Raw genomic sequence first — 26780 nt, 5'->3', positions numbered from 1 at the left:
GCGCCGCTCCAAAGTTCACAAAGTTCACACTCGTGCGCGTTTCGGATGGTGCGTGCCCCTGGCCGGTGGGCAATGCCGCCTGGCGATGGTCTGCCATGGCGGGCGGGCTGTAGGAAAGGGTCATGGATGCGCCTCCGGAAAGCCGTGACGGACGTGCAGCGCGTGAAGCAAGCCCTTCAGATCACTGACGAAATAGGTGCCGTCATGCCGGCCGTCGGCCAGCGCCGGATCGGCATTGGCGCTGAGGACGAGCAGCGGCAGGTTCTGGTGCGCTTCGCCGACGACCGCGATCACCGCGTCGCGTGGGCGGGGATAGGGGATGCGGATGACCTCCAGCATCGTCGCCTTGTCCGGAAAGCGCGCGAGCAGCCCGTCGATGGTGATGCAGTCGCGGCAATAGAAGGTCCGATCCGGATAGGCGGGGTCGGCGAAGCTCGGGTCGAGCAAATAGAGGCGGTCGCGCATGGGCTGTTCCGTGAGGGTCGGATCGCGGTCGGGATCGGTCGCGAGGGGATGGGAGGTCGGGGTCGGACGGTCGGGATCGACGCGGCCGCCCATCAGGGCGGCGGCGGCAAGCGCAAGGTCGCGGGCGCTGACCTCTGTCGGATGGGTCGGCAGGGGTTGCAGCGGGTCGGCGATAACGGCGCGCGCGGCGGCGGGATCGGCGGCGAAGGCGGCGGTCAGCGCTCGCGCGACCGCTTCGGGGAGCGGCGTGGCGTGGGTTTGCGTAGGGGTGGCGGCGGTGGGCGATGCCCCCTGCCCCTCGCCCTGCGGACGCGCGGCGAGTTGCGCCTCGACCTCCGCCGTCACGCGGGCGACGGTGGCGATGAAGCTGGAGAGCGCCATGCCCGGCGGCAGGCTGGCGATGGCGCGGGTGACCATCGCCACGATCGCGTCATAGGCGACGGTATCGATGCCGAGCGCGGTCGTCGGGGTGGCGGGGGTGGCCGGGGGTTGCGGCTTGGGCGGCGTGACGCCGACGTCCTGCGGGCCGGGCGGGCGGATCGGGGGGAGGCCGGAGATCGTGGTCATGCCTCTTCCCTCCCCCAGGCGTAGCCCCGCGTAGGCGGGGGTTCAGGGTTGCCCACAACCGACGTCGGCCTACTCGGCTCTGGGTCCCCGCCTTCGCGGGGATACGGGTGGGGTGTGCGGAGGGCCGCCATCACATCCGGAAGATGCCGAACTGCGCCCGGTCGGCGATCGGCGCGTTCAGCGTCGTCGACAGCGCGAGGCCCAGCACGTCGCGGGTCTGTTCGGGCATGATCACGCCGTCATCCCACAGCCGCGCGGTGGCGTAGTAGGGGCTGCCCTCCGCTTCATAGCGGTCGCGCACCGGGGCCTTGAACGCCTCGGCCTGCTCCGGCGTCCAGCTGTCGGCATCGCGGTGGACGGTCGCCAGCACGCTCGCCGCCTGTTCGCCGCCCATCACCGAGATGCGGCTGTTGGGCCAGGTGAACAGGAACCGCGGGGAATAGGCGCGGCCGCACATGCCGTAATTGCCAGCACCAAAGCTGCCGCCGATCAGCACGGTCAGCTTGGGCACCTGCGCCGTCGCGACCGCCGTCACCAGCTTCGCGCCGTGCTTGGCGATCCCCTCCGCCTCGTACTTGCCGCCGACCATGAAGCCCGAGATGTTCTGGAGGAACAACAGCGGCGTGCGGCGCTGGCAGGCGAGTTCGATGAAATGCGCGCCCTTTTGCGCACTCTCCGAAAACAGCACGCCGTTGTTCGCGAGGATCGCGACCGGCATGCCCCAGATGCGGGCGAAACCGCAAACGAGGGTCGTGCCGTAGAGCGGCTTGAACTCGTGCAGTTCCGATCCGTCGACCAGCCGGGCGATGACCTCGCGCACATCATACGGCGCGCGGACATCGGTGGGGATGATGCCCGCCAGGTCCGCCGGATCGTGCAGCGGCGGCCGGGGCTCGGCCAGCGCCATTTCGGCGCGGCGCGGCGGGGGGAGCGTCGCGATGATATCGCGGACGATCAGCAGCGCCTGTTCGTCGTCCTCCGCGACATGATCGACCACGCCCGACTTGCGGCCATGGGTGTCGGCCCCGCCCAGTTCCTCGGCGGTGATGACCTCGCCCGTCGCCGCCTTCACCAGCGGCGGGCCGGCGAGGAAGATCGTGCCCTGGTTGCGCACGATCACCGTTTCGTCGGACATGGCGGGGACATAGGCACCGCCGGCGGTGCAACTGCCCAGCACGCAGGCGATCTGCGGAATGCCCTTCGCCGACATCTGCGCCTGATTGAAGAAGATGCGGCCGAAATGATCGCGGTCGGGAAACACCTCCGCCTGATGCGGCAGGTTCGCGCCGCCGCTGTCGACCAAGTAGATGCACGGCAGGTGGTTTTCGGTCGCGATCTCCTGCGCGCGGAGATGCTTCTTTACCGTCATCGGGAAGTACGCGCCGCCCTTTACCGTCGGATCGTTGGCGACGATCATCACCTGCCGGCCATGCACCTGTCCCACGCCGGCGATGACGCCCGCCGCCGGAGCCTCGTCGCCGTACATGCCATTGGCAGCCAGCGCGCCGACTTCGAGGAACGGCGATCCGGCGTCGAGGACGCGGTGGATGCGGTCGCGCGGGAGCAGCTTGCCGCGCGCGACATGGCGCTCGCGGCTGCGCTCCGGCCCGCCCAGCGCCGTCGTGGCGATCCGTTGCCGCAGGTCGTCGGCCAACGCCGCATTCTGCGCGGCGTTGGCGGCGAAGGCGGCCGAGTTCCAGTCGACCAGCGTCGGCAGCACCGTCATTGTGCGCGCGTCCCCTCGCCCATCAATTCGCGACCGATCAGCATCCGGCGAACTTCGTTGGTCCCGGCACCAATGTCGAGCAGCTTCGCATCGCGGAAATAGCGTTCGACCGGCCAGTCCTTGGTATAGCCCGCCCCGCCCAGCGCCTGGATCGCGTCATTGGCGACCTTCACCGCGTTTTCCGACGCCAGCAGGATCGCGCCCGCCGCATCGTGGCGGGTGGTTCGGCCGGCGTCGCACGCCTTCGCCACCGCATAGACGTACGCACGGGCGGAGTTCAGCGCGACCGACATGTCGGCGATCTTGCCCTGCATCAGCTGGAACGCGCCGATCGGCTTGCCGAACTGTTTGCGCTCGGCAACGTAGGGCAGCACGGTGTCGAGGCACGCCTGCATGATGCCCAGCTGGATACCCGACAGCACGACCCGTTCGTAATCGAGGCCCGACATCAGCACGCCGACGCCGCCGTTCAGCGGCCCCATGACGTTCTCGTCGGGCACGAAACAGTCGTTGAAGACCAGCTCGGCAGTCGGCGACCCGCGCATGCCCATCTTGTCGATCTTCTGACCGATCGAGAAGCCGGCGAAATCCTGTTCGATCAGGAAGGCGGTGATCCCCTTCGATCCGGCATCGGGCGCGGTCTTGGCATAGACGACCAACGTCGCCGCATAGGGGGCGTTGGTGATCCAGAACTTGGTGCCGTTCAGCCGCCAGCCGCCGTCGACCTTGTCGGCGCGCAGCTTCATCGATACGACGTCGGAACCGGCACCGGCCTCGGACATGGCGAGCGACCCGACATGTTCGCCACTGATGAGCTTGGGCAGGTATTTCGCCTTCTGCTCCGCGTTGCCCCAGCGTGCGATCTGGTTGATGCACAGGTTGGAATGCGCGCCATAGGACAGGCCGACCGACGCCGAGGCGCGGGCCACTTCCTCGCACGCGACGACATGTTCGAGATAGCCGAGGCCGAGGCCGCCATCCGCTTCGCTGACGGTGATCCCGTGCAGGCCGAGCGCGCCCATTTCGGGCCACAGCTCCAGGGGGAAGCGATCCTCCGCATCGACCGCCGCCGCGATCGGCGCGATGCGGTCGGCGGCGAAGCGCTGCGTGGTCTCGCGAATGGCATCAGCCATCTCGCCGAGCGCGAAATCGAGCATGTCTCTCTCCAATGGTCCGGTCTCTGCCGGATCGTATCTGTCGTTACTATTAGGCCGGATCAGGCGGTCAGCGCAAGGCGTTGCCCTCCCCCGTCTCCAGACAGCGCAGGATCGCGGCGCGGTCGAACCTGGGTGCGGGTGGCGCGATCATCGGCGCGATATCGACCGGGCGACCGATCATGACGGCACCGAAGCGGCGGTCGCTCTGTCCGGCACAGCGCTTGGCAGCGGTCAGCAATCTGGGCGGCGTGGCCCAGCCTTCATAGGACAGGCGGAACGTGCCCCAGTGGATCGCCAGCCCCCGCGACGCGCCCAGCCGACCGAACACGTCGAGCGCATCGACCGGTCCGATATGCGCGCCGCTGGCCATCTGCCCCGGCTGGAACCGGAACGCGCCGATGGGGATCAGCGCGAGGCGGATCGGGCCGAGCGCGGCGGCTTCGCGCACCCAGTTGCCGTCGCCCATGCCGGTGTCGCCCGCGAAGAACAGATTGCCGCCGGGCATTTCGACGACGAACGCCGACCACAAGGCGCGATTGCGGTCGACGAACCACCGGCTCGACCAATGATGGTTGCGCACGACATGGACCGTCGCGCCGCCGACCCGCTCCGCCTGTCGCCAGTCGAGCGCGGTCGCCTGCATCCCCGCGCCGCGCAGGATCGCGTCGTTGCCGTGGCTTGTGACGATTGCCGGGCGGTCGCGGTCGTACAGCGTCTTGAGCGTCGACAGGTCGAGATGGTCGTAATGATTGTGGCTGATGAGAATCAGGTCGATCTTCGGCAGGTCGGACAGCGCAATGCCGGGTGCCGCCACCCGCTTGGGACCAAAGCCGAACGGGCCGGCGCGGTCGCTCCAAACGGGATCGGTCAGGATGTTGAGGCCCGGCGTCTGGATCAGCACCGACGCATGGCCGACCCAGGTGACGCGCATCGGCGTGACCGCAGGATCGCGCGCCGGCCGGATGGTGACGGGCAGGAGTTCGGCGGGTTTCGCGGCGACGACCGGCACGTGATCCGGCCAAGCCGGGCGTCCGTCGCTGCCGGTCGCCTGTCGCCATAGATAGCCGCTGCGGCTGCCGCCCGGCGGGGCGGTGGTGTCCTCGCCATCGGGGTTGAAGAAGCGGGCACCGTCGAAATGGTCGCCCGCCACCCCCCGATAATAGATGCGGTCGAGGAAGCGGGGCACGATCGTGACGGCCAGGCACAGGATCGCGACGATCCACACGCCGGTCCAGACCAGCCCCTTGATGATGCGCCCCATCACGCCCGAACGATTTCCATCCGCTTTCGATGCGCGGCTACTCTTGTGTTGCCCATTTACCACACCATATCGCCGACAACATCACAGGGGAGTATCCCATGAACCTAGAGAAATTCACCGACCGCGCGAAAGGCTTTTTGCAGGCCGCGCAGACGGTGGCGATCCGCAACAATCACCAGCGGATCAGCCCCGAACATATCCTGAAGGCCCTGCTCGACGACGATCAGGGCATGGCGTCGGGCCTGATCGCCGCCGCCGGGGGCGATGCGCGCCGCGCCAACGCCGAAACCGACGCCGCGCTGGCCAAGGTGCCGGCGGTGTCGGGTTCGGGCGCGCAATCCTCGCCAGGCCTCGACAACGACACCGTGCGCCTGCTCGACCAGGCCGAACAGATCGCGACGAAGGCCGGCGACAGCTTCGTCACGGTCGAGCGGCTGCTGCTCGCGCTCACCCTGTCGCCGGGTGCGGCGGGCAAGGCGCTGACTATCGCCGGGGTGACGCCACAAGGGCTGAACGCCGCGATCGACAAGTTGCGTGGCGGGCGCAGCGCCGACACCGCCGGGGCCGAGGATCGCTATGATGCGCTGAAGAAATTCGCCCGCGACCTGACGGCGGCGGCGCGCGACGGCAAGCTCGATCCGGTCATCGGCCGCGACGAGGAGATTCGCCGCACGATCCAGATTCTTGCGCGCCGGACCAAGAACAATCCGGTGCTGATCGGCGAACCGGGCGTCGGCAAGACCGCGATTGCCGAAGGCCTGGCGCTGCGCATCGCCAATGGCGACGTGCCCGAGGGGTTGAAGGATCGCGCGCTGATGTCGCTCGACATGGGCTCGCTGATCGCCGGTGCCAAATATCGCGGCGAGTTCGAAGAGCGGTTGAAGGGCGTCCTCGACGAGGTGAAGGGCGCCGACGGGCAGATCATCCTGTTCATCGACGAGATGCACACGCTGATCGGCGCGGGGAAGTCCGAAGGGGCGATGGACGCCGGCAACCTGCTGAAGCCCGCTTTGGCGCGCGGCGAGCTGCATTGCATCGGCGCGACCACGCTCGACGAATATCGCAAGCATGTTGAAAAGGACCCCGCGCTCCAGCGGCGGTTCCAGCCGGTGTTCGTCGGCGAACCGACCGTCGAGGACACGATCAGCATCCTGCGCGGCCTCAAGGAGAAGTACGAACTCCATCACGGCGTGCGGATCACCGACGGCGCGCTGGTGTCGGCGGCGACGCTCAGCAACCGCTACATCACCGATCGCTTCCTGCCCGACAAGGCGATCGACCTGATGGACGAGGCCGCCAGCCGCATCCGCATGGAGGTGGAGAGCAAGCCCGAGGAGATCGAGAGCCTCGACCGCCGCATCCTGCGCATGAAGATCGAGCGCGAGGCGTTGCGCCGCGAGAGCGATGCCGCCAGCCTCGACCGGCTCGACACGCTGGAGGAGGAACTGGCCAATCTCGAAGAGCAGCTGGCTGGCCTCACCGCCCGCTGGCAGGCGGAGCGCGACAAGATTTCGTCGGAGGCCAAGCTCAAGGAACAGCTCGACGCCGCGCGCGTCGCGCTGGAACAGGCGCAGCGTTCCGGTGACCTCGCGAAGATGTCCGAGCTGACCTATGGCACCATTCCGACGCTGGAGAAGCAGTTGGCCGAGGCGGCGGGCGCATCGGCGGGCGCGATGCTGCGCGAGGAAGTGACCGCCGACGATATCGCCGGTGTCGTCAGCCGCTGGACCGGCATCCCGGTCGACCGGATGCTGGAGGGCGAGCGCGAGAAGCTGCTGGCGATGGAAGAGGCGCTGGGCAAGCGGGTGATCGGGCAGGCCGATGCCGTGCGCGCCGTCGCCACTGCGGTGCGCCGTTCGCGCGCCGGCTTGCAGGACCCGAACCGGCCGCTGGGGTCGTTCCTGTTCCTCGGGCCGACGGGCGTGGGCAAGACCGAGCTGACCAAGTCGCTGGCCGAGTTCCTGTTCGATGATCCGAACGCGATGGTGCGGATCGACATGAGCGAGTTCATGGAAAAGCATGCGGTCGCGCGGCTGATCGGTGCCCCTCCGGGCTATGTCGGTTATGAGGAAGGCGGCGTGCTGACCGAAGCCGTCCGCCGCCGCCCCTATCAGGTCGTGCTGTTCGATGAGGTTGAGAAGGCGCATGGCGATGTGTTCAACATCCTGCTGCAAGTGCTGGACGACGGCCGCCTGACCGATGGACAGGGGCGAACGGTCGATTTCTCGAACACGATCATCATCCTGACCTCGAATCTCGGGTCGCAATATCTGACCAACCTTGCCGACGGACAGCCCGTCGAGGAGGTCGAGCCGCAGGTGATGGACGTGGTGCGGGCGCATTTCCGGCCCGAATTCCTCAACCGGCTGGACGAGATCATCCTGTTCCACCGGCTGGCGGCGGACCACATGGCCCCGATCGTCGACATCCAGGTCGGTCGCGTCGGCCGCCTGCTGGCCGACCGCAAGGTGAAGGTCGAGATGACCGACGCCGCGCGGGCGTGGCTGGGGCGCGTCGGATACGACCCGGTATACGGCGCGCGGCCACTGAAGCGCGCGGTCCAGCGCTATCTGCAGGACCCGCTCGCCGACCTGATCCTGCGCGGCGAAGTCCGCGACGGTTCGACCGTCCGGGTCGATGAGGGCGACGGGCGACTGGAGCTGACGGTCGCGTAAACGAAAAGGCGGCGGGGGATCGCTCCCCCGCCGCCCATTTCGTCCGGTAGTACCGCGTCGCTTAGAAGCGGGCGCGGGCCGAAACGGTGTACGACCGACCGAAGATGATCGGCGCATACCAGGTGGTGTCGACACCGCCCTGATCGAAGTAGCCGTTCGGCGTACGCTTCGCCTTTGCGCCAAGCACGTTGTTGACGATGAACGTCAGGTCGAACTTGTCGGTGATCCCCTGACGGATCTGCAGGTCATAGTAGCTGAGCGTCGGCGTGACCGGGTTGACCGGCAAGCCGAAGTCTTCGGTAACGCGCGACACGAAGTTCCACCGGCCCTGAATGGTCAGCTGGTCGAGGTCGTAGCCCGCCGTCAGCGTCGACTTGTACGCCGGACGTGCGCCGCCGTTGCCGCCGGTCGACCGGCCGGAGAATTCCGTCCCGTCCGACTTGAAGCTGCGCACCCAGGTGAAGACTTCCTGCAGGCGCAGACGACCGTTCAGCCCGAATTGGTCGAACGGAAGGACCAGGTTGAGCCCGGCATCGATCCCGCTGGTGGTCAGCGTACCCTGGTTGCCCGTCGCGGTATTGATCGCGTCGATCTGACCGGTGCCGGTGTTACGACGGATGCGATCGCACGCCGACGATACGTTCTGAACGTAGCACTGCGTGATGAAGTACCCGGCACCGAGCGTGGTGATCAGGTTCTCGATCTTGATGTCATAATAGTCGACGGTCAGCGACAACGTACCGAACCCTACCTTCGGGGTCAGCACCGTGCCCAGGGTGTAGGTTTCGGCGCGCTCTTCCGAAATGTTCGGGTTACCGAACGCGAACGCCTCGACCTGGCTGTTGTTCTGGGTGAAGCCGGTATAGCCACCCGCTGCGGCGAACGCCGGGGTCTGCGCAGTGCAGATCGCCAGCGCCTGCGCCGTGCGGCCGACCGCGTTGCAGGGGTCGACATAGCTCGGGAAGCCCTGGTCGCCATTCTGGAACAGCTCGACGATCGCGGGGGCACGGGCCGCCTTGTTATAGATGCCGCGGAACCGCATCCAGCTGATCGGTGCCCACTGCGCGCCGGCCTTCCAGTTGAACAGCGTGCCGATGGTCGAATAGTCCGAATAGCGCGCACCCGCTTCGACCGACAGATCGTGGAAGAAGGGGATTTCGGCGAGCAGTGGGATACGGATTTCGCCGTAGCCTTCCTTCACGTTGATCGTGCCGTTCTGGCTCTGCACGGCGTTGAAGCCGTAGATGTTGCCGGTCCGCTGTGCATCGTCGACCGTCACCGTGCCGCGATCGGTACGGATTTCACCGCCCAGCGCGATCTGCACGTCGCCATAGGGCAGCTTGAACAGCGAACCCGACACGTTGGCGGCCACGCGGACCTGTTCGAAGTCGCGCGCTTCCTTAGTATCGATGCGGACGAACGACAGCATCGCGGGGGTCAGCGTATTGGCGCCGAAGATGTTGACCGGCACGCAGCCCGGCAGCGAACCGACCGGGCAACCGTTCAGGCCCTGTGCCACCGCCGTACGGTTGATGTTGCCGAGCGATGTCGCCAGCGCATCGACCTTGCCGTAGCTGAGCGTCGCGTCCCAGTTCCAGTCATCGTTGATCTTGCCCGAAAGCGTCCCGCGAATGACGAAGGTCTTCGAATCGTAGATGCCGACGCGGGGGCCGGTTTCGCTGAAGCGGCGGGCATAGGTGAACGGCGCAGTCGGGTTCGGACGGCTGGCAAGCGCGGCGCGCAGGTCGGCCGGCAGCAACGGGCTGTTATACGGTACGCTGATGCCGGTCGCCGGCGTCGGCGCCAGGTTCACCGTCTGCGACGTGTCGACATAGTTTGCCAAGACCTTCAGACGGATATTGTCCGTGATTTGGTACCGGCCGGTCGCGGTCAGCAATAGCCGTTCGTACGGCGTCTGCAGCAAATTGGCGGGATTGAAGTTATAGCGGCTGGAACCCGACGCGCGGTCGGCATAGGCGCACAGGCCGCTGCCGAAATAAGGGCTGAGCTGGCCGTTATTATTGAATGACAGCGTGCCAGAGTTGACCGCCACGCCTGCCGTCGCGGCATTACAGTCGGTGTTCGCGGCCGCGAAGGTGCCGGGCAGCAGGGTGGCCAGGTTACGGAACGGATTGGCAGCGTTGTTCGAAACCTGCCCCCAAGGCGGCGTACCCGACCCGCCGGAAGCGTACAGATAATCGTTGCTCGCAGCCGAGATCGGTTCGAGCAAATTCCCGACGCGAATACGGTCGTCGGCTTCGGTTTCCGTACCAGCGTCGTTATAGATCAGCACCGATGCAGGCGCTGTCAGACGACGGTCACCCTGGCCGATAGCCTCACGGGTATAATAGCTGCCAAACAGCGTCAGATTGCCACGATCGTCATTGAAGTTGCCGCCGATCAGGCCCTGAATATTGAACTTGGCACCGTCACCCTGCTCGTTGATGCTGTATTGCGAGGTGATTTCCGCGCCTTCGTAGCGGTCCTTCAGCACGAAGTTGACGACGCCCGCGATGGCGTCCGAACCGTACACCGCCGACGCACCGCCGGTCACGACATCGACGCGCTCGATCAGGCCGGTCGGGATAGTGCCGATATCGACCACGCCCGACACCGACGACGGCGGCACGCGCTCGCCATCGATCAGGATCAGCGTGCGCTGCGGGCCGAGGCCACGCAGATCAAGGGTCGAGAAGCTCTCGCCACCCTGATTGTTCGAGACGGCGGTATTGCCCGGAATCAGCTGGGGCAGTTCGTTCAGCAGCGTTTCGACGGTGACGGTGCCGGTCAGGTTGAACTGTTCGGCAGTGACGGTCGTGACCGGGCTGGGCGCGTCGAGATCGGGACGGGCGATGCGCGAACCGGTGACGGTGATTTCCTGCGCGGAGTCGTCGGTCGACGGATCAGCGGCACCCTGCGCAACCTGCGCCATTGCGGGCGTCGCCATACCGAACAACAACGTCGATGCCAGCAGAGCGCTGCGTGCGTTCAATTTCATATTGGCCCCTTGTTTTCCCCGCTGCACCGTAACGACGGTGCAACATGACGAAACTAAGGGCGGCAAATATTTGGAAGCAATTCCCTTAAAGTATCGTGATTTGGAAAACAAAAAGCACGTGTCATTTTAGTAACAGTCACCACCAAGACACCTAAATGACTGCCAAGAAAATCAAATAATTGAGTTATCTCGTTTTTTTTCGATATAGTTATATTATAATGGGATAATAGTCGGCCCATATACTTGTTTATCGATATGTACGGATAGCCTGTATTACAGCCATACTCATGTATATCAGTATAACGGAAACTAGTCGGTCAATTGTCCGGCAATAGTCGTGAAGCATCATCGGCGGCCTGGTGTCGGATGCATTGCAGCACCCTCCCCGCGATCGACCTGCCGTTTGACGACACAAAAAAAGGGGCGGCTCCGGATGGAGCCGCCCCTAGTTTCGTTTCAGCAAGGCCGATGGTTAGAGGCCGACCTTCACGCCCGCGCGGAAGTAGCGGCCAAGGATGCCGAGGCCACCCTGCACCGGGTTGTAGAGGTGCGCGCCGTAGGTGACGTTGTCGAGCGGCGGCAGCCGGTCGAACATGTTGATGGCGTTCACGTAGAAGGTGAAGCGGTCGTTGACCTTGAACGAGGTGTTCAGGTCGACGGTGATGTAATCCTTCACCTTGCAGGGGATGGTGCCATCCGACAGGCCGCAATCGCCCGCGGTGCCCGGACCAGTCTGGTCCTCGGCCGACAGGTCGTAACCGTCGAAATAGTTGACGGTCGCGCTGACCAGCACGTCGCGGAACTCGACAGTGTTCAACCAGGTACCGCGCCACTGCGGGGTGCCCGAACCGGCGGTCAGGTTGTAGTTGCCGAGCGTGCCTTCGTACCGCTCCTTCGAACCATCCGGGAACGTCGTGCTCAGCTCGAGAATGTAGCTGGCTTCGAGGTTGCTCGAGATCCTCAGGTTGTCGTTGAAGCGATGGCTGGCATTGATCCCGAAATCGATGCCTTCCGACTTGATCGTGTTGGCGTTGATGAACGGCGACTGCACGAACGCGATACGCGGACGGGCGTTCGGGTTGTTGATGTCCACCGCGTCCGGGATGACCGTGTAGCCGGCCGGGATCGCCTGACCCGCATAATAGGCGGCAATGGCCGGAGCGTTGTTCGCGGTCGTGATCGCGTCGGTCTTCTTGATGTTATAATAATCGACCGTGAACGACACGTTGCGGATCGGTTCGAACAGGATGCCGGCAGTGTAGCTGCGCGACTTCTCTGCCTTCAGGTCCGGGTTCGAGATGCTGGTCTGACCATAGGTCGCCGCCGAGATGTACGACGGGCAACGGGTATAGGTCGCCAGCGAGCAGCCATATTGCGACAGGAACGCGTCGTTGTAGACACCCTGCGTCGCGTTGACATAGCCGGTGGTCGGGAAGGTCGCATTGGCCTCGCCGAACGACGGGATACGGAAGCCCTTCGACCAGGTACCGCGGATCACGAGCTGACGGAACGGGGTGAACTTCGCGCCGACCTTCGGCGAGAAATTGTCCTGGCCGCTCGAATACTTGTCGTACCGGCCCGACGCGTTGATCAGGAACTGATCGACGATCGGTGCTTCGAGTTCGGCATAGGCCGAATAGACGGTGCGGTTACCCTTGGCCGCGAAGCCGTTCAGGCGGAAATACCGCTGGGTCGGGCCGTTGATGTCGCTGTTGGCGCTGGGCGCATCGACCGCTTCGTAGCGGATCGCGGTGCCGACACCGATGGCGAGCGGGCCGCCAGGCAGGTCGAACAGCGACGTCTGGACGCTGGCCTGTGCCTGATACAGGTCCGAGGTCGCGTTGTTGACGTTTTCCGGCGCGAGCTGGTCCAGCACCGTCTGGCTGTTCGCCAGCGGGTTGATGAAGTTGTAGCTGCCGGTGTTGACCGCGTTCAGCAGGTTCTGAATGCGGACATAGCCGTTCGCACGGGTCTGCAGGTCGATGTGCATCGCCGTCGCGCCGACATTGTAGCTCACCTTGTCGGTGATGTCGCCGGTGACGCCGATCGCCGCACGATAGGCGCGGGTACGGGTCTCGTTCTGCTCGCGCAGGTTCGGGATGCGCCCGATGATCGCCGCCGTGTTGCCCTGGGCCGCATACGGGTTGTTCGGGTTCAGCTGACGATCGGCTGCCGTCGCGCAGTTCACGCCTGATGCGCAGATGTAGACCGGGAGCTGCAGGATCGTGTTGTTGCCATAAGCGGCAATGTTCGCCGACGTGCTATAGCGCGGGAAGTAGAAGCCGGCCGGCGCGTTGCCGCGGATCGTGGCGGGCAGACCCTGGTAGAAGGTGTTGGTCTGCAGGAAGTTGAATTCGCCGTACGCTTCGCCATTGTCGCCGATGCGGGCGGTGGCGCGGGCCGAACCGCCGAAGCGTTCGATACGCGGGGCGATGTTGCCGTACAGCTGCGTGATGTCTTCCTGGCAGACGACGCCGTTCGCCGGAGCGGCGGCATTCTGCGGCAGTGCCAGTTCGGCAGCGCTCAGCTGGGCGGTCGGCAGGCCCTGGCAGCCGTTGAGATACTGGTAGCGGCTCGACAGGCCCGTGACTGCGGCACCGGTCAGCGCGTTGCGCGGACGCACCGCAAACGGGGTGGTGATTTCAAACCCGCCGGTGTTGCCGTCGGCTTCGGTGCCGTTCAGGACGCCGTTCGCGCCGCAATTCCCCTCATAGCACACCTGACGCAGATCGTCGGTGTTGTACGGATAGCGACGGTTGGCAGCGCGCAGCGCTTCCGAGCGGTAGTAGAAGCCGCTGCCGTAGATGTTGAAGCCGTTTTCCGCGATATCGCCGGTGCCGGCGGTCAGCGAGAGACGATACTGGCTGGCGTCGCCACGTTCGGAAATGCCGGCTTCCGCACGGCCGCCGACGCCCTTGAACTGCTTCTTGGTGATGATGTTGACGACGCCCGCAACCGCGTCCGCGCCGTAGAGCGACGATGCGCCGTCGCGCAGGACCTGGACTTCCTGCACGATGTCGTCGGGGATGGTGTTCAGATCGACGAAGTTGCGCGTGCCGTCATCGGCGAGCGGGTAATAGGCACCGCGCAGGCCGTCGAACAGCACCAGCGTCGAGTTCGACGACAGGCCGCGCAGCGACACGGCCGACGCACCGCCGGCAAACGCGCCGTTGGCGGTGAACGAGTTGGTCAGCGCAGGACCATTGTTCGACGACAGCGTCTGCAGGCCGTCCTGGATCGTGGCGAGACCGCGGCGATCGAGGCTCTCGGTCGTCACGACGGTCACCGGCGACGGCGTTTCCTTGTCGGCGCGACGCAGCAGCGAACCGGTGACGACGATCGTCTCGTCATCGTTCTGGGCGGTGGTCGTGGTGGTCGAGGGGACGGCGGTGTCCTGGGCGGCCGCCGGTACGGCCATCATGCCGATCGCCACGGCCGAAACGGCCGCTCCGTTCCGCAATACCGCACGCATCATCGTCGAAATCATATGGTAACGCCCTTTTATTGCACTTTTGCAAGTGCTTACAGCAAATGACACGCCGCTACGGCGCATCGTTTCCGAAGGCGATTACGTACCCAGACGCCGAAAAAGTAAATACGCGCAGAAGGATAAGGAAATTTTGATAACGACTGTAACTAATCGGCAACAGATCAGAGACATTTCCCTGCGCAAGGCACGCCGATCGGCAGCGAACCTGCCGGATAGAACGAGGACGCCCCGGCCCCGTAGCTGCCTTACAGAAAACTCGCCCGCACCCCGTCGATAACGAACTGCGCCGCCAGTGCCGCCAGCAATACGCCCAGCAGGCGGGTGATGACCGCCTCGATCCGGGCGCCCAGCAGCTTCATCAGCGGCCCGGCCGCCAATAGCGCCACCAGCGTCAGCGCGAGGATGGTGGCCAGCGCGCCGAGCACGACCGCCCGCGCGGTCCAGTCGCCGACCTGGCTCATCAACAGCATGACCGACGCGATCGACCCCGGCCCGGCGATCATCGGCATCGCCATGGGGAAGGTGGAGACATCCTCCACCTCATGCATCTCGGTGTGGGTCTCGATGATCTTCTGCGCGCGGTCCTCGCGGCGCTGGGTGCGCTTTTCGAACACCATTTCCAGCGCGATCAGGAACAGCATGATGCCACCGGCGATGCGGAAGCTGTCGAGGCTGATGCCCAGCGCCTTCAGCAGCGCCTGTCCGAACAGGGCGAACACGACGAGGATCGCGGCGGCGATGCCGACCGCGCGGATCGCCATCGCCCGGCGCTGCAGGTTGGACGCGCCGGTGGTCAGGCCGGCATAGATCGGCGCGCAGCCGGGCGGATCGATCACCACGAAGAAGGTGATGAGCGACGAGACGAACAGCTCGATCATAGCGTCTTGTCGTCGAACGCCAGCCCCACACGCCGGTGCGCCGCGACCAGCGTGTTGCGCAGCAGGCAGGCGATGGTCATCGGCCCGACGCCACCGGGGACCGGCGTGATCGCGCCGGCGACCTGCGACGCCGACGCAAAGTCGAGATCGCCGACAAGGCCCCCATCGGTGCGGTTGATGCCGACATCGATCACGGTCGCGCCGGGCTTGATCCAGTCGCCGGGGACGAAATTCGCGCGCCCCACCGCCGCCACCACGATATCGGCGCGGCGCACATGATCGGCGAGATCGCGGGTGCGCGAATGGGCGATGGTGACGGTGCAGCTCTCGGCGGTCAGCAGCGCCGCCATTGGCTTGCCGACGATGTTCGAGCGGCCGACGACGACCGCATCCATGCCCGACAGGTCGCCCAGTTCGCCCCGCAGCAGCAACAGGCAGCCATAGGGCGTGCACGGCACCATGCCGGGCAGCCCGGTCGCCAGCCGTCCGGCATTGACCGGGTGGAAGCCGTCGACATCCTTGTCCGGATCGATCGTCAGCAGCACCGCATCGGTGTCGAGGTGCTTCGGCAGCGGCAATTGGACGAGGATGCCGTCGACCGCGGGGTCAGCGTTCAGCTGTTCGACCAGCGCGATCAGATCGTCCTGCGACACGTCGGCAGGCAGGCGATGTTCGAAGCTGGCCATGCCGGCCTCGCGCGTCGCCTTCCCCTTCGAGCGGACATAGACGGCGGAGGCCGCATCCTCGCCGACCAGCACGACGGCGAGGCCGGCCGGGCGGCCGGCTTCGGCCGCAAAGGTCGCGGCATGGGTGGCGACACGCGCGCGCAAGGTCGCGGCGAAGGCTTTTCCGTCGATGATCCGGGCTGTCATGCCCGCGTGCATAAAGGGTGTGGGCAGCGTTCGCCACCCCCCGGTTACCCCAAGCAGTACGTCACCCCGGGCTTGACCCGGGGTCCCGCTTCTTCAGCCGATGATCGTTGCGGAGAGATCACGCCAGTCGGGGTTGGTGCGTTCGATCAGGTCGAACTTCCAGTCGCGGTGCCAGCGTTTCATGCGCTTTTCGTGGGCGATGCAGGCGAGGATGTCGTCGCCGCGTTCGGCCCATACGAGGCGGTCGAGGTTGTATTTGGTACAGTGGACGGAGCCGCTGCCGGTACGGTGCTGGTGGATGCGGGTGGCGAGGTCGGTCGTCACTCCGACGTAAGTCGCGCCACGATAGCGGTCGGCCATGATGTACACCCAGCCGCCTTGCCTTTCCTTCGCCATCGTCCGAGAGAAGAAGAAGCGGGACCCCGGGTCAAGCCCGGGGTGACGAGTGGGGCGGGCCGTTCCCCTTCGACCTCTCACGGTTGGTCAAGCCCGGGGTGACGAGGATGCGCTTCGAAGCGCCTCCTCGTCAAAATACACCGCACCTGCGAAACGATTTCGCCCGACCCCGCGTTCATCGGCACGATGCCGTACCAGGACCTCCCCCCTCCGCCCGCCGGCCTGCTCGATGATGCCGGCCTGTTCCTCGATTTCGACGGCACGCTCGTCGAGCTGGCCGACAAGCCCGATGCGGTGAGCGTCGACCCGGCGCTCCATGCGCTGCTCGCCCGCCTGCCCGCCCGGCTGGACGGGCGGGTCGCGATCGTCAGCGGGCGGTCGATCGAACAGATCGACGGCTTCCTCGGCGATACGATCCGCGACTTCGCCGTCGTCGGCAGCCATGGCGCGGAAATCCGCCCCGCCGGCGGCAACACCCTCCTGCCCGACCGTCCCGCCAGCCTGACCGCCGCCGAGCGCGCCTTTACCGACCGGTTCGGCGACGATCCCCGGATCGTGATCGAGATCAAGACCTTGGGCGTCGCGATCCATTATCGCGGCGCGCCGGAGGTCGAACAGGAGGCGCATGCGCTGGTCGATGCCTTTGCCCAGCGTGACGGGCTGACGGCACAGGCGGGCAAGATGATGATCGAACTGCGCATGGCGGGCCATGACAAGGGCACCGCGATCGCGACGCTGTGCGAAGGCGCGCCCTTCGCCGGGCACGATCCGATCTTCGTCGGTGACGACCTGACCGACGAGCCGGGCATGGTGGTCGCCGCGCATCATGGCGGCGCGGGCATATTGATCGGCCCGATGCGCGATACCGCCGCTGCATACCGGCTGGACGATGTGGCCGCATTCCTCGACTGGCTGGAGACAAACGCATGACCGCGACGATGGACCTCTGGCCGATCGGCAATTGCCAGGTGTCGGCGCTGGTCGACCGCAACGGACGCTTCGTGTGGGGCTGCCTGCCGCGCGTCGATGGCGATCCGGCCTTTTCGTCGCTGCTCGACGATCGGCGGCGGGCGTCGGACGGGGCGTTCGGCTTCTGGGAGATCGACCTCGACGGCTGTGTCGAGACCGAGCAGACCTATATCCGCAATACGCCGGTGCTGGTAACGCGCCACACCGATGCCGCGGGCAATGCGATCGAGGTGATCGACTTCTGCCCGCGCTTCAAACGGCACGACCGGATGTATCGCCCGGTCGCCTTCTGCCGGATCGTGCGGCCGCTGGCCGGAAGCCCCCGCATCCGCGTCCGCCTGCGCCCGTCGGTCGACTGGGGCAGCGCACCGGCCGAGCGCACGCGCGGGTCGAACCACATCCGCTACCTGCTCGACCAGGAGGCGATCCGCCTGTCGACCAGCGCGCCGGTCGGCTGGATCGAGGACGAACGCCTGTTCCGTGTCGAGCGCACGCTGCATTTCTTCCTGGGGCCGGACGAGAGCTTTTCGGACGAGCTGCCTGCCTCGGTCGAGCGGATGCTGAAGAACACGATCGACGAATGGCGCCACTGGGTCCGCGGCCTCGCCACGCCGGTCGAATGGCAGCAGGCGGTGATCCGCAGTGCGATCACGCTGAAGCTGTGCCAGCATGAGGAAACCGGCGCGATCGTCGCCGCGCTGACCACATCGATACCCGAGCACGCCCATTCGGGGCGCAACTGGGACTATCGCTACTGCTGGATTCGCGACGCCTATTATACGGTGCAGGCGCTCAACCGGCTGGGCGCGCTCGACGTGCTGGAGGGGTATCTCGAATATCTCCGCAACATCGTCGACAATGCCGCCGACGGGCAAATCCAGCCGCTCTATGGCGTCGGTGGCGAGGCGACGCTGGTCGAGCGCGAGGCCGAAGGGTTGGACGGCTATCGCGGCATGGGGCCGGTACGCGTCGGCAACCAGGCGTATGAGCAAATCCAGCACGACGCCTATGGCCAGATCATCCTGTCGAACGCGCAAGGGTTCTTCGACCAGCGGCTGTTCCGCGTCGGCAAGCAGGCCGATTTCGAGGCGCTGGAGCCGATCGGCGAGCGCGCCTGGGAAGCCTATGACAAGCCCGACGCGGGCCTGTGGGAACTGCGCACCAAGAGCCATGTCCACACCTATAGCGCGGCGATGTGCTGGGCGGCGTGCGATCGGCTCGCCAATGTCGCGGGCACGCTGGGGCTGACCGAGCGGGAAACCTTCTGGCGCGACCGGGCGACCGCGATGCGCACCAAGATCGAGCGCGAGGCATGGCGGCCGGAGACGAACCGCATGTCGGCGACGTTCGGCGGCGACGACCTCGACGCCAGCCTGATCCAGCTGCTCGACCTGCGCTTCCTCGAACCCAGCGACCCGCGCTTCCTCGGCACGCTGGAGGCGGTGGAAAAGGGGCTGCGCCGCGGCAGCCACATGCTGCGCTATGCGATCGCCGACGATTTCGGCCTGCCCGAAACGGCGTTCAACGTCTGCACCTTCTGGCTGATCGAGGCGCTGCACGCGACCGGCCGCGACGACGATGCGCGCGAGCTGCTGGAGGAGATGCTGTCGCGCTGCACGCCCGCCGGGCTGCTGTCCGAGGATATCGACCCCGAAACCGGGGAATTATGGGGTAACTACCCGCAAACCTACTCACTGGTCGGCATGATCAATTCCGCCGTCCTGCTCAGCAAGTCATGGAATGTAGTACGATGAGCCGATTGATCGTCATCTCGAACCGGGTGCAGGCTCCCCAGCCTGGCACCGGCGGCGGGGCGCAGGGCGGGCTGGCCGTCGCGCTGAACGCCGCATTGGCCGAAGAGGACGGTATCTGGTTCGGCTGGTCGGGCGAGACCAGCGATAATCGCGAGCTGCGGTTCCAGACCTATGGCGGCGTCACCAGCGCCGTGATGGATCTCTCGGAGCAAGACGTCGAGGAATATTATGACGGCTATGCCAACCGGACGCTGTGGCCGCTGTTCCACTACCGATTGGACCTGACCGAGTTCGAACGCGATTTCCAGGGCGGCTATGAACGGGTCAACCGCGTGTTCGGCGAACGCATCGGCCCGCATATCGAACCCGACGACCTGGTGTGGGTCCACGACTATCACATGATCCCGCTGGGCTGGGTGCTGCGCCAGCAGGGCGTGACCAACCGCATGGGGTTCTTCCTGCATATCCCGTGGCCGCCGCGCCGGCTGCTGACCGCGCTGCCCGACCATCGCCGGCTGGTCGAGGCGCTGTTCGCCTATGACGTGGTGGGGTTCCAGAACGAGGAGTGGCTCGACAGCTTCTTCAACTATGTGAAGGAGGAGATGGACGGCACGGTCGACGGCAACAACGTCACCGTCGGCGGGCGCACCATCTGCGCGATCAGCTGCCCGATCGGGATCGAGGCGAAGGACTTCATCGCCGGGGCCGCCGGGCCGGTCGCGCGCGCGGCGCAGCTCAACCAGCTAGAAAGCGCGGTCGGGCGCAGCCTGATCGTCGGCGTCGACCGGCTGGATTATTCGAAGGGGCTGCCCGAGCGGTTCTCCGGATACGAACGCTTCCTGCAGAACCATCCCGACCGACGGGCCTTGGTCTATCTGCTCCAGATCGCGCCGCCGTCGCGCTCTGCGGTGCAGACGTATCGCGACATCCGCAACACGCTGGAACAGATGTCGGGGCGGATCAACGGTGCCTATGCCGATACCGACTGGGTGCCGATCCGCTATGTGAACAAGGGCTATCCGCGCGAGGTGCTGGCCGGCATCTATCGCGCGGCGCGCATCGGGTTGGTGACTCCTTTGCGGGACGGCATGAACCTGGTGGCGAAGGAATATGTCGCGGCACAGGACCCGCGCGACCCGGGCGCCCTGATCCTGTCGCGCTTTGCCGGCGCAGCGCAGCAACTGTCGGTCGGTGCGCTGATGGTGAACCCGTACAGCGCGGAGGATATCGCCGACGGCATCGACAAGGCGCTCAGGATGCCGCGCGCCGAGCGGATCGACCGCTGGCAGGCGATGATCGAGAATATCGTCGATGAGGATGTGATCTGGTGGCGCAAGCGGTTCATTGAGGCGCTGTCGGCGGACACGGAATAACCGCCCTGCCCGTCACCCCGGGCCTGACCCGGGGTCCCGCTTCTCACCGCCGCCGGGAGAAGCAGCGGGACCCCGGATCAAGTCCGGGGTGACGTGAGGGGGAGCGGCCGCCCCACCTCCGTCGTCGTTCCCGCGCAGGCGGGAACCCATACACGCAACGCTCGCGCTTCTATCCGCAACGTCGGCGTCAATGGATTCCCGCCTTCGCGGGAATGACGAAAGGGAGCGTCACCCGCCCCCTCAAGCGCGTGTCACGCCCCTTCGAGCAACCGCTCCTTCGCGATCTTCTCCCGCCACACCAGCGGCGCGAGGTGGTGGACATTCTGCCCCTCGCTATCCACCGCGACCGTGACGGGGAAATCCTGCACTTCGAACTCGTAGATCGCTTCCATGCCGAGGTCCTCGAACCCGACGACCTTCGACCCCTTGATCGCCCGCGCGACGAGGTACGCCGCACCGCCGACCGCCATCAGATAGGCCGATTTCCGCTCGGCGATCGCCTTGGTCGCATCCGCGCCGCGCTCCGCCTTGCCGACCATCGCCAGCAGCCCCTGGTCGAGCATCATGCGAGTGAACTTGTCCATGCGGGTGGCGGTGGTGGGGCCGGCCGGGCCGACCACTTCCTCACCCACCGGATCGACCGGCCCGACATAATAGATCACGCGGCCGCGGAAATCGACGGGCAGCTCCTCGCCCTTGGCCAGCATGTCGGCGATCCGCTTGTGCGCGGCGTCACGGCCGGTCAGCATCTTGCCGTTCAGCAACAGCCGGTCGCCATGCTTCCACGTCGCGACCACTTCGGGGGTAAGGTTGTCGAGGTCGACGCGGATCGCCGCCTTGTCCGGCGTCCAGTTGACGTCGGGCCAGTCGGCGAGGTTCGGCTGTTCCAGATAGGCCGGGCCGCTGCCGTCCAGCGTGAAATGCGCGTGGCGGGTCGCGGCGCAATTGGGGATCATCGCCACCGGCTTCGACGCGGCATGGGTCGGCCAGTCGAGGATCTTGACGTCGAGCACGGTCGAGAGGCCACCCAGCCCCTGCGCACCGATGCCCAGCGCATTCACCTTGTCCATCAGCTCGATGCGCAGCGCCTCGATATCGCTCTGCGCCCCGCGCGCCTTCAACTGGCCCATGTCGATCGGCGCCATCAGCGATTCCTTGGCCAGCAGCATCGCCTTTTCCGCCGTACCGCCGATGCCGATGCCGATCATGCCCGGCGGGCACCAGCCGGCGCCCATCTGCGGGATCATCTCCAGCACCCAGTCGACGATCGAATCGCTGGGGTTCATCATCTTGAACTTGGACTTGTTTTCCGAGCCGCCACCCTTGGCCGCGACGTCGACCGATACCGTGTCGCCCGGCACCATTTCGACGTGCAGCACCGACGGCGTATTGTCCTTGGTATTGCGCCGCGTGAACGCCGGATCGGCGAGGATCGACGCGCGCAGCTTGTTTTCGGGGTGCAGGTACGCGCGGCGGACGCCTTCATCGACGACCTCCTGCAGCGACCGGTCGCTGTCGAGGCGGCAATTCTGGCCCCATTTCACGAACACGGTGACGATGCCGGTATCCTGGCAGATCGGGCGATGCCCCTCGGCGCACATCCGGCTGTTGGTCAGGATCTGCGCGATCGCATCCTTGGCCGCCGGGCTGGTCTCGGCGGCATAGGCTTCGCCCAGCGCGCGGATATAGTCCATCGGGTGATAGTAGCTGATGAACTGGAGCGCGTCGGCCACGCTGTCGATCAGGTCGGCTTCGGTGATGGTGACGGTCATCATGGGGTCCATGTCTGTCGAAAATCTTTCCCGCCCTACAGGGTGATCGTGCGCCCACGCAAAGAATTCGTTCACTTCTGTGACGCTATCCTTGCCACGCATCACGCGGGGGAAGCGCATTGACGAGCGGTGGTTTGAAGGCGGCACTGCGGTCGTTGGTCCAGGGGACCGACGATAGCGTACGCGCGCCGTCCGACCGTACGCTGCGCCTGATCCGCGAAGCGGAGGATCACAGCCCCAACTGGTTCTGGCAGACCGATCGCAACGGCCGGATCGCGTATCTGAGCGAAAAGATCGTCGCGGTGTTCGCCGCCGCCGGCATCGATCCGGTCGGTCGGCCGCTGATCGACGTGCTGCGCATCGCCGGCGACGAATCGGCGCAGGGCGATGCCGAACGCACCATCGCCTTTCACCTCTCGGCGCGTACCGCCTTCACCAACTATGCCGTCAGCCCGGCGGCGGCGGCGGGGCATGGCGGGGGCAGCTGGACCGTATCGGGCAGCCCGTTCACCGACCCTTATGGCCGGTTCGAAGGATTCGTCGGCACCGGCACCGACATGGCCGCCGTCCGCCAGTCGGACGCGGCGATCACCCGCCTCGCGCTGTTCGACAGCCTGACCGGCCTTGCCAACCGGCAACGGATGCGGATGTCGCTCGAACAGACGCTGGCCCAGCCGGGCTATGACGGCATCGCGCTGTTCCTGCTCGACCTCGACCGGTTCAAGGCGGTCAACGATACGATGGGCCATCCGGTCGGCGACGCGCTGCTGAAACAGGTGGCGCAGCGGCTGCTGCGCACCGTCGGCGATGCCGGGCTGGTCGGCCGGCTGGGCGGCGACGAATTCAAGGTCATCCTGCCGCGGATCGGCAACCGCGCGGAAATGGCGACGCTGGCACAGGCGATCATCGTCGCGCTCTCGCAGCCCTATTTCCTGAACGGTGCGGCGGTATCGATCGGCTGTTCGGTCGGCATCGCCGTCTCGCCCGACCATGGCACCACCCCCGACGCGCTGGTCAGCCATGCCGACCTTGCCCTCTATGCCGCCAAGGATGCCGGGCGCGGCGTCGCGCGCTTCTTCAACGACGCGATGCTCGACGGTGCGCGGTCGCGGCGGCAGATGGAGGACGACCTGCGCGTCGCGCTGGCGCGCGACCAGATGCGGATCGTGTACCAGCCGGTCGTGGCGCTGGACGATGGCCGGATCACCGGGTTCGAAGCGCTGCTGCGCTGGCAGCATCCGACGCGCGGCACCCTGCTGCCCGCCGAGTTTCTGGGCGTGGCGGAGGAATGCAAGCTGATCGAATCGATCGGCGAATGGGTGTTGCGCACCGCCTGCCACGACGCCGCCACCTGGCCCGGCACCGCGCGGCTGTCGGTCAACCTGTCGGGCACCCAGTTCACCAACCCGGCGCTGCCCGCGATCATCGCCAACGCCGTCGCCCGATCGAGCCTGCCGCCCGAACGGCTGGAACTGGACCTCGACGAAGACAGCGTGCTGCGCGACATGCGTGCCGCGATCGGCACCTTCGCCGCGCTGCACGGCATCGGCGTACGGATCGCGCTCAACGATTTCGGCGCGGGCCAGGGGTCGATGTCGTGCCTGCGCCGCGTGCCGTTCGACCGGATCAAGATCGACCGGTCGTTCGTCCGCGGCGTCAGCGATCCCGAAGGGCGCAACGCCGCCGTCGTCCGCGCGATCACGACGATGGCCGAGATGCTGGGCATCGACATCACGGCCAAGGGCGTGGAATATCACGACGAACTGACCGCGCTGCGCGAACTGGGCTGCAACGACGTGCAGGGGTTCGTCTATGGCCAGCCGCTCGACAATGCCGCCACCGCCGCACGGCTGCTGGCGGAGGGCGGCGCGCTGACCCCGCGGGGGCCCAAGGCACCGCGGTCGCCGCGCACGCGGATGCTGCGCTCAACCACGCTGGAGGTGGATGGCACCCGTCGTTCGGCCCGCATCCGCGACCTGTCGGCCAATGGCGCGCTGATCGATCTGGTCGATTTCGACGAATCAGCGATCGGCAAGACGCTGCGCATCGACACCGGCGGCGGCCAGTGGACGGCGGCGACGCTGCGCTGGGCCGAGGACGGGCGTGCCGGGCTGCATTTCGAACATCCCATCGTCGTCGAACGCCGCGTCACCATCCGCCGCAGCACGGCACGCGACGCGGGGGAGTGACGCTTGATCGGGCGCGCCGCCCCCGGTAGCGCTGCCCCCATGACCACGCAGCCCCTGCCGCCCACGCAAGACGAAGCCCGCGCCGAACTGGCGGACCTGGCCGACCGCATCGCCCGGGCCGACACCGCCTATCATGGCGACGACGCGCCGGAGATGAGCGACGCCGAGTATGACGCGCTGGTCCGCCGCAATCGCGCGGTCGAGGCGGCGTTTCCCGATCTGGTCCGCACCGACTCCCCCTCGCTGCGCGTCGGCAGTGCGCCCTCGGGCCATCTGGCGAAGGTCGCCCATGCCCGGCCGATGCTCAGCCTCAACAACGCCTTTGCCGATGACGACGTGGCGGAATTCGTCGCCAGCATCCGCCGCTTCCTGCGCCTGTCCGACGACGAAGCCGTCGCGCTGACCGCCGAACCGAAGATCGACGGCCTGTCCTGTTCGTTGCGCTACGAGGATCGCCGGCTGGTCCGCGCGCTGACGCGGGGCGACGGTGCGGTGGGTGAGGACGTGACCGCCAATGTCGCGACCATCGCGGACATTCCGCAGACCCTGCCCGCCGCCGCGCCCGACGTGTTCGAGGTGCGCGGCGAGGTATATATGGCGAAGCAGGACTTTGCCGGCCTGAACGCCCGGCTGCTCGCCGATGCCGTCGATCCGGCCAAGGCGCGCCAGTTCGCCAACCCGCGCAACGCCGCCGCCGGATCGCTGCGGCAAAAGGACGCCGCCGTCACCGCGTCGCGCCCGCTCAAATTCCTGGCGCATGGCTGGGGCGAGGTCGCGGCCCTGCCCGCCGACAGCCAGGCCGGGGTGGTGCAGGCGCTCAAGGACTGGGGCTTCCCCATCGCCGACGCCTTCCAGCGCTGCGACGGCGCGGCGCAAGCGCTCGCCGTCTATCGCGCGATCGAGGCCGCGCGCGCCGACCTGCCCTATGACATCGACGGCGTGGTCTATAAGCTCGACCGGCTCGACTGGCAGGAGCGGCTGGGGTTCGTCGGCCGCGCCCCGCGCTGGGCGATCGCGCACAAGTTTCCCGCCGAACGCGCGCAGACCACGCTGAAGGCGATCGACATCCAGGTCGGCCGCACCGGCGCCCTGACCCCGGTCGCCCGGCTGGAGCCGGTGACGGTCGGCGGGGTCGTCGTCACCAACGCGACGCTGCACAATGCCGACGAGATCGAACGGCTGGGCGTGCGTCCGCAAGACCGCGTGGTCGTGCAGCGCGCCGGCGACGTCATCCCGCAGATCGTCGACAACCTGACCCGCGACGAAGCGCGCGAACCCTGGGCCTTTCCCACCACCTGCCCCGAATGCGGGTCGCTGGCCGAACGGGGCGAGGGCGAAGTCGTCGTACGCTGCACCGGCGGCCTCGTCTGCCCGGCGCAACGCGTCGAACGGCTGATCCATTTCGTCTCGCGCCACGCCTATGACATTGCCGGTCTGGGGCTGGTCCGGGTCGAGGATTTCTTCCGCGACGGGTTGATCGCCTCGCCCGCCGATATCTTTCGCCTGCACACCCACCGCGACGCGCTGGTCCAGCGCGAGCGCATGTCGGAACTGGTCGTCGACAAGCTGCTGGCGGCGATCGACGCGCGGCGCAGCATCGGGCTCGACCGGTTCCTCTTCGCGCTCGGCATCCGCCATGTCGGCGAAGTGACCGCCCGCGACCTCGCCCGCCGCTACGGCTCGATTGAGGCGTTTCTGGAGATGATCGAACGTGCGCTGGTCGTCCGCGCCGAGACCGTGCCCGCGATCGGCGAGAACGACCGCAAGTTCGTCCTGCGCCGCGGCCGCGCGCTGGTCGCGGCGGTCGAGACGGCGGGTATCGGCCCCGAGGTCGCCGACGCCCTCCTCGCCTTCTTTGCCGAGGAGCATAATCGCGCGGTGGTCGACGACCTCCTCCGCGAAGTCACCCCCACCCCGGTCGAGCACAAGGCGGTCGCCTCCGAACTGACCGGCAAGACCGTCGTCTTCACCGGCAAGCTCGAAACGCTAAGCCGCGACGAGGCAAAGGCACAAGCGGACGCGCTGGGCGCGCGGGTATCGGGGTCGGTGTCGAAGAAGACCGACCTGGTGGTGGTCGGTGCCGATGCCGGGTCGAAACGGGCCAAGGCGGAGGAATTGGGCATCCGCGTGATCGACGAAGCCGCCTGGGCGGACATCGTATCCGCTGCAACAACGTGACGTTTTTGCAACGCACCCAAACAGACTGAGTTCCCCGCTTTCGATTGTCGCAAAATAGAA

Annotated in this window: 16 protein-coding genes; 6 read left to right on the top strand and 10 right to left on the bottom strand. The window is 66.4% G+C overall.

The window, feature by feature from the left end; genetic code table 11:
- Nucleotides 1–120: 120 nt before the first annotated feature.
- From ASE67_RS18580 to ASE67_RS08575, 4 genes are all read right to left on the bottom strand, one after another.
- Entirely contained in the window at nucleotides 121–1032 is a 912-nt protein-coding gene (locus tag ASE67_RS18580; protein WP_235511845.1) for a DUF3088 domain-containing protein, read from the bottom strand.
- 130 nt (nucleotides 1033–1162) lie between these two features.
- On the bottom strand, nucleotides 1163–2758 hold the full coding sequence (locus ASE67_RS08585) for a carboxyl transferase domain-containing protein (RefSeq protein ID WP_055759491.1): 1596 nt from the start codon (nucleotides 2756–2758) through the stop codon (nucleotides 1163–1165).
- A complete protein-coding gene (locus ASE67_RS08580) occupies nucleotides 2755–3915 on the bottom strand; it encodes an acyl-CoA dehydrogenase family protein (protein ID WP_055759488.1) in 1161 nt (386 codons plus the stop codon). Before ASE67_RS08580 ends, ASE67_RS08585 begins: the two co-directional genes overlap by 4 nt.
- Nucleotides 3916–3982: 67 nt before the next feature.
- Nucleotides 3983–5176: an MBL fold metallo-hydrolase gene (locus tag ASE67_RS08575; RefSeq protein ID WP_055759485.1), complete on the bottom strand. Its 1194-nt coding sequence runs from the start codon at nucleotides 5174–5176 to the stop codon at nucleotides 3983–3985.
- Nucleotides 5177–5274: 98 nt separating this feature from the next.
- On the opposite strand from ASE67_RS08575, the gene clpB reads away from it, so the two are divergent.
- Nucleotides 5275–7851: an ATP-dependent chaperone ClpB gene (clpB, locus tag ASE67_RS08570; RefSeq protein WP_055759481.1), complete on the top strand. Its 2577-nt coding sequence runs from the start codon at nucleotides 5275–5277 to the stop codon at nucleotides 7849–7851.
- Nucleotides 7852–7912: 61 nt separating this feature from the next.
- On the opposite strand, the gene ASE67_RS08565 is transcribed toward clpB, so the two are convergent.
- From ASE67_RS08565 to ASE67_RS08545, 5 genes are all read right to left on the bottom strand, one after another.
- The gene (locus ASE67_RS08565; RefSeq protein ID WP_055759478.1) at nucleotides 7913–10849 is read right to left on the bottom strand and encodes a TonB-dependent receptor plug domain-containing protein; all 2937 of its coding nucleotides are present in this window, start codon (nucleotides 10847–10849) and stop codon (nucleotides 7913–7915) included.
- 472 nt (nucleotides 10850–11321) lie between these two features.
- Entirely contained in the window at nucleotides 11322–14336 is a 3015-nt protein-coding gene (locus ASE67_RS08560) for a TonB-dependent receptor plug domain-containing protein (protein WP_055759475.1), read from the bottom strand.
- A 248-nt stretch (nucleotides 14337–14584) separates the two neighbouring features.
- Nucleotides 14585–15217 (bottom strand): MarC family protein, encoded by a 633-nt coding sequence (locus ASE67_RS08555; RefSeq protein ID WP_055759472.1) that lies wholly within the window; start codon nucleotides 15215–15217, stop codon nucleotides 14585–14587.
- A complete protein-coding gene (gene folD / locus ASE67_RS08550) occupies nucleotides 15214–16089 on the bottom strand; it encodes a bifunctional methylenetetrahydrofolate dehydrogenase/methenyltetrahydrofolate cyclohydrolase FolD (RefSeq protein ID WP_055761459.1) in 876 nt (291 codons plus the stop codon). Before folD ends, ASE67_RS08555 begins: the two co-directional genes overlap by 4 nt.
- Before the next feature lie 93 nt (nucleotides 16090–16182).
- On the bottom strand, nucleotides 16183–16485 hold the full coding sequence (locus ASE67_RS08545; protein ID WP_055759469.1) for a GIY-YIG nuclease family protein: 303 nt from the start codon (nucleotides 16483–16485) through the stop codon (nucleotides 16183–16185).
- Nucleotides 16486–16671: 186 nt separating this feature from the next.
- On the opposite strand from ASE67_RS08545, the gene otsB reads away from it, so the two are divergent.
- The 3 genes from otsB to ASE67_RS08530 are packed head-to-tail and all read left to right on the top strand — an operon-like array spanning nucleotide 16672 to nucleotide 20581.
- The gene (otsB, locus tag ASE67_RS08540) at nucleotides 16672–17415 is read left to right on the top strand and encodes a trehalose-phosphatase (protein WP_055759466.1); all 744 of its coding nucleotides are present in this window, start codon (nucleotides 16672–16674) and stop codon (nucleotides 17413–17415) included.
- The gene (locus tag ASE67_RS08535; RefSeq protein ID WP_055759463.1) at nucleotides 17412–19208 is read left to right on the top strand and encodes a glycoside hydrolase family 15 protein; all 1797 of its coding nucleotides are present in this window, start codon (nucleotides 17412–17414) and stop codon (nucleotides 19206–19208) included. The genes otsB and ASE67_RS08535 overlap by 4 nt, the downstream gene beginning before the upstream one ends.
- On the top strand, nucleotides 19205–20581 hold the full coding sequence (locus tag ASE67_RS08530) for an alpha,alpha-trehalose-phosphate synthase (UDP-forming) (protein WP_055759460.1): 1377 nt from the start codon (nucleotides 19205–19207) through the stop codon (nucleotides 20579–20581). Before ASE67_RS08535 ends, ASE67_RS08530 begins: the two co-directional genes overlap by 4 nt.
- Before the next feature lie 251 nt (nucleotides 20582–20832).
- Here ASE67_RS08530 and ASE67_RS08525 read toward each other — a convergent pair whose 3' ends face one another.
- A complete protein-coding gene (locus ASE67_RS08525) occupies nucleotides 20833–22353 on the bottom strand; it encodes a fumarate hydratase (RefSeq protein ID WP_055761456.1) in 1521 nt (506 codons plus the stop codon).
- A 134-nt stretch (nucleotides 22354–22487) separates the two neighbouring features.
- On the opposite strand from ASE67_RS08525, the gene ASE67_RS08520 reads away from it, so the two are divergent.
- Nucleotides 22488–24542 (top strand): EAL domain-containing protein, encoded by a 2055-nt coding sequence (locus ASE67_RS08520; protein ID WP_055759457.1) that lies wholly within the window; start codon nucleotides 22488–22490, stop codon nucleotides 24540–24542.
- Between the two features lie 39 nt (nucleotides 24543–24581).
- Nucleotides 24582–26720 (top strand): NAD-dependent DNA ligase LigA, encoded by a 2139-nt coding sequence (gene ligA / locus ASE67_RS08515; protein WP_055759454.1) that lies wholly within the window; start codon nucleotides 24582–24584, stop codon nucleotides 26718–26720.
- The last annotated feature ends 60 nt before the right edge of the window (nucleotides 26721–26780 follow it).

Origin of the sequence: Sphingomonas sp. Leaf23, assembly GCF_001421585.1 — a bacterium.
Lineage (GTDB): Bacteria > Pseudomonadota > Alphaproteobacteria > Sphingomonadales > Sphingomonadaceae > Sphingomonas.
This window is presented reverse-complemented; position numbering and strand designations above follow the sequence as displayed.

Bases quoted from the DNA above. Each gene is read 5' to 3' on its own strand.
- ASE67_RS18580 (WP_235511845.1), bottom strand. From the start codon at position 1,032: ATGACCACGATCTCCGGCCTCCCCCCGATCCGCCCGCCCGGCCCGCAG.
- ASE67_RS08585 (WP_055759491.1), bottom strand. From the start codon at position 2,758: ATGACGGTGCTGCCGACGCTGGTCGACTGGAACTCGGCCGCCTTCGCC.
- ASE67_RS08580 (WP_055759488.1), bottom strand. From the start codon at position 3,915: ATGCTCGATTTCGCGCTCGGCGAGATGGCTGATGCCATTCGCGAGACC.
- ASE67_RS08575 (WP_055759485.1), bottom strand. From the start codon at position 5,176: ATGGGGCGCATCATCAAGGGGCTGGTCTGGACCGGCGTGTGGATCGTC.
- clpB (WP_055759481.1), top strand. From the start codon at position 5,275: ATGAACCTAGAGAAATTCACCGACCGCGCGAAAGGCTTTTTGCAGGCC.
- ASE67_RS08565 (WP_055759478.1), bottom strand. From the start codon at position 10,849: ATGAAATTGAACGCACGCAGCGCTCTGCTGGCATCGACGTTGTTGTTC.
- ASE67_RS08560 (WP_055759475.1), bottom strand. From the start codon at position 14,336: ATGATTTCGACGATGATGCGTGCGGTATTGCGGAACGGAGCGGCCGTT.
- ASE67_RS08555 (WP_055759472.1), bottom strand. From the start codon at position 15,217: ATGATCGAGCTGTTCGTCTCGTCGCTCATCACCTTCTTCGTGGTGATC.
- folD (WP_055761459.1), bottom strand. From the start codon at position 16,089: ATGACAGCCCGGATCATCGACGGAAAAGCCTTCGCCGCGACCTTGCGC.
- ASE67_RS08545 (WP_055759469.1), bottom strand. From the start codon at position 16,485: ATGGCGAAGGAAAGGCAAGGCGGCTGGGTGTACATCATGGCCGACCGC.
- otsB (WP_055759466.1), top strand. From the start codon at position 16,672: ATGCCGTACCAGGACCTCCCCCCTCCGCCCGCCGGCCTGCTCGATGAT.
- ASE67_RS08535 (WP_055759463.1), top strand. From the start codon at position 17,412: ATGACCGCGACGATGGACCTCTGGCCGATCGGCAATTGCCAGGTGTCG.
- ASE67_RS08530 (WP_055759460.1), top strand. From the start codon at position 19,205: ATGAGCCGATTGATCGTCATCTCGAACCGGGTGCAGGCTCCCCAGCCT.
- ASE67_RS08525 (WP_055761456.1), bottom strand. From the start codon at position 22,353: ATGACCGTCACCATCACCGAAGCCGACCTGATCGACAGCGTGGCCGAC.
- ligA (WP_055759454.1), top strand. From the start codon at position 24,582: ATGACCACGCAGCCCCTGCCGCCCACGCAAGACGAAGCCCGCGCCGAA.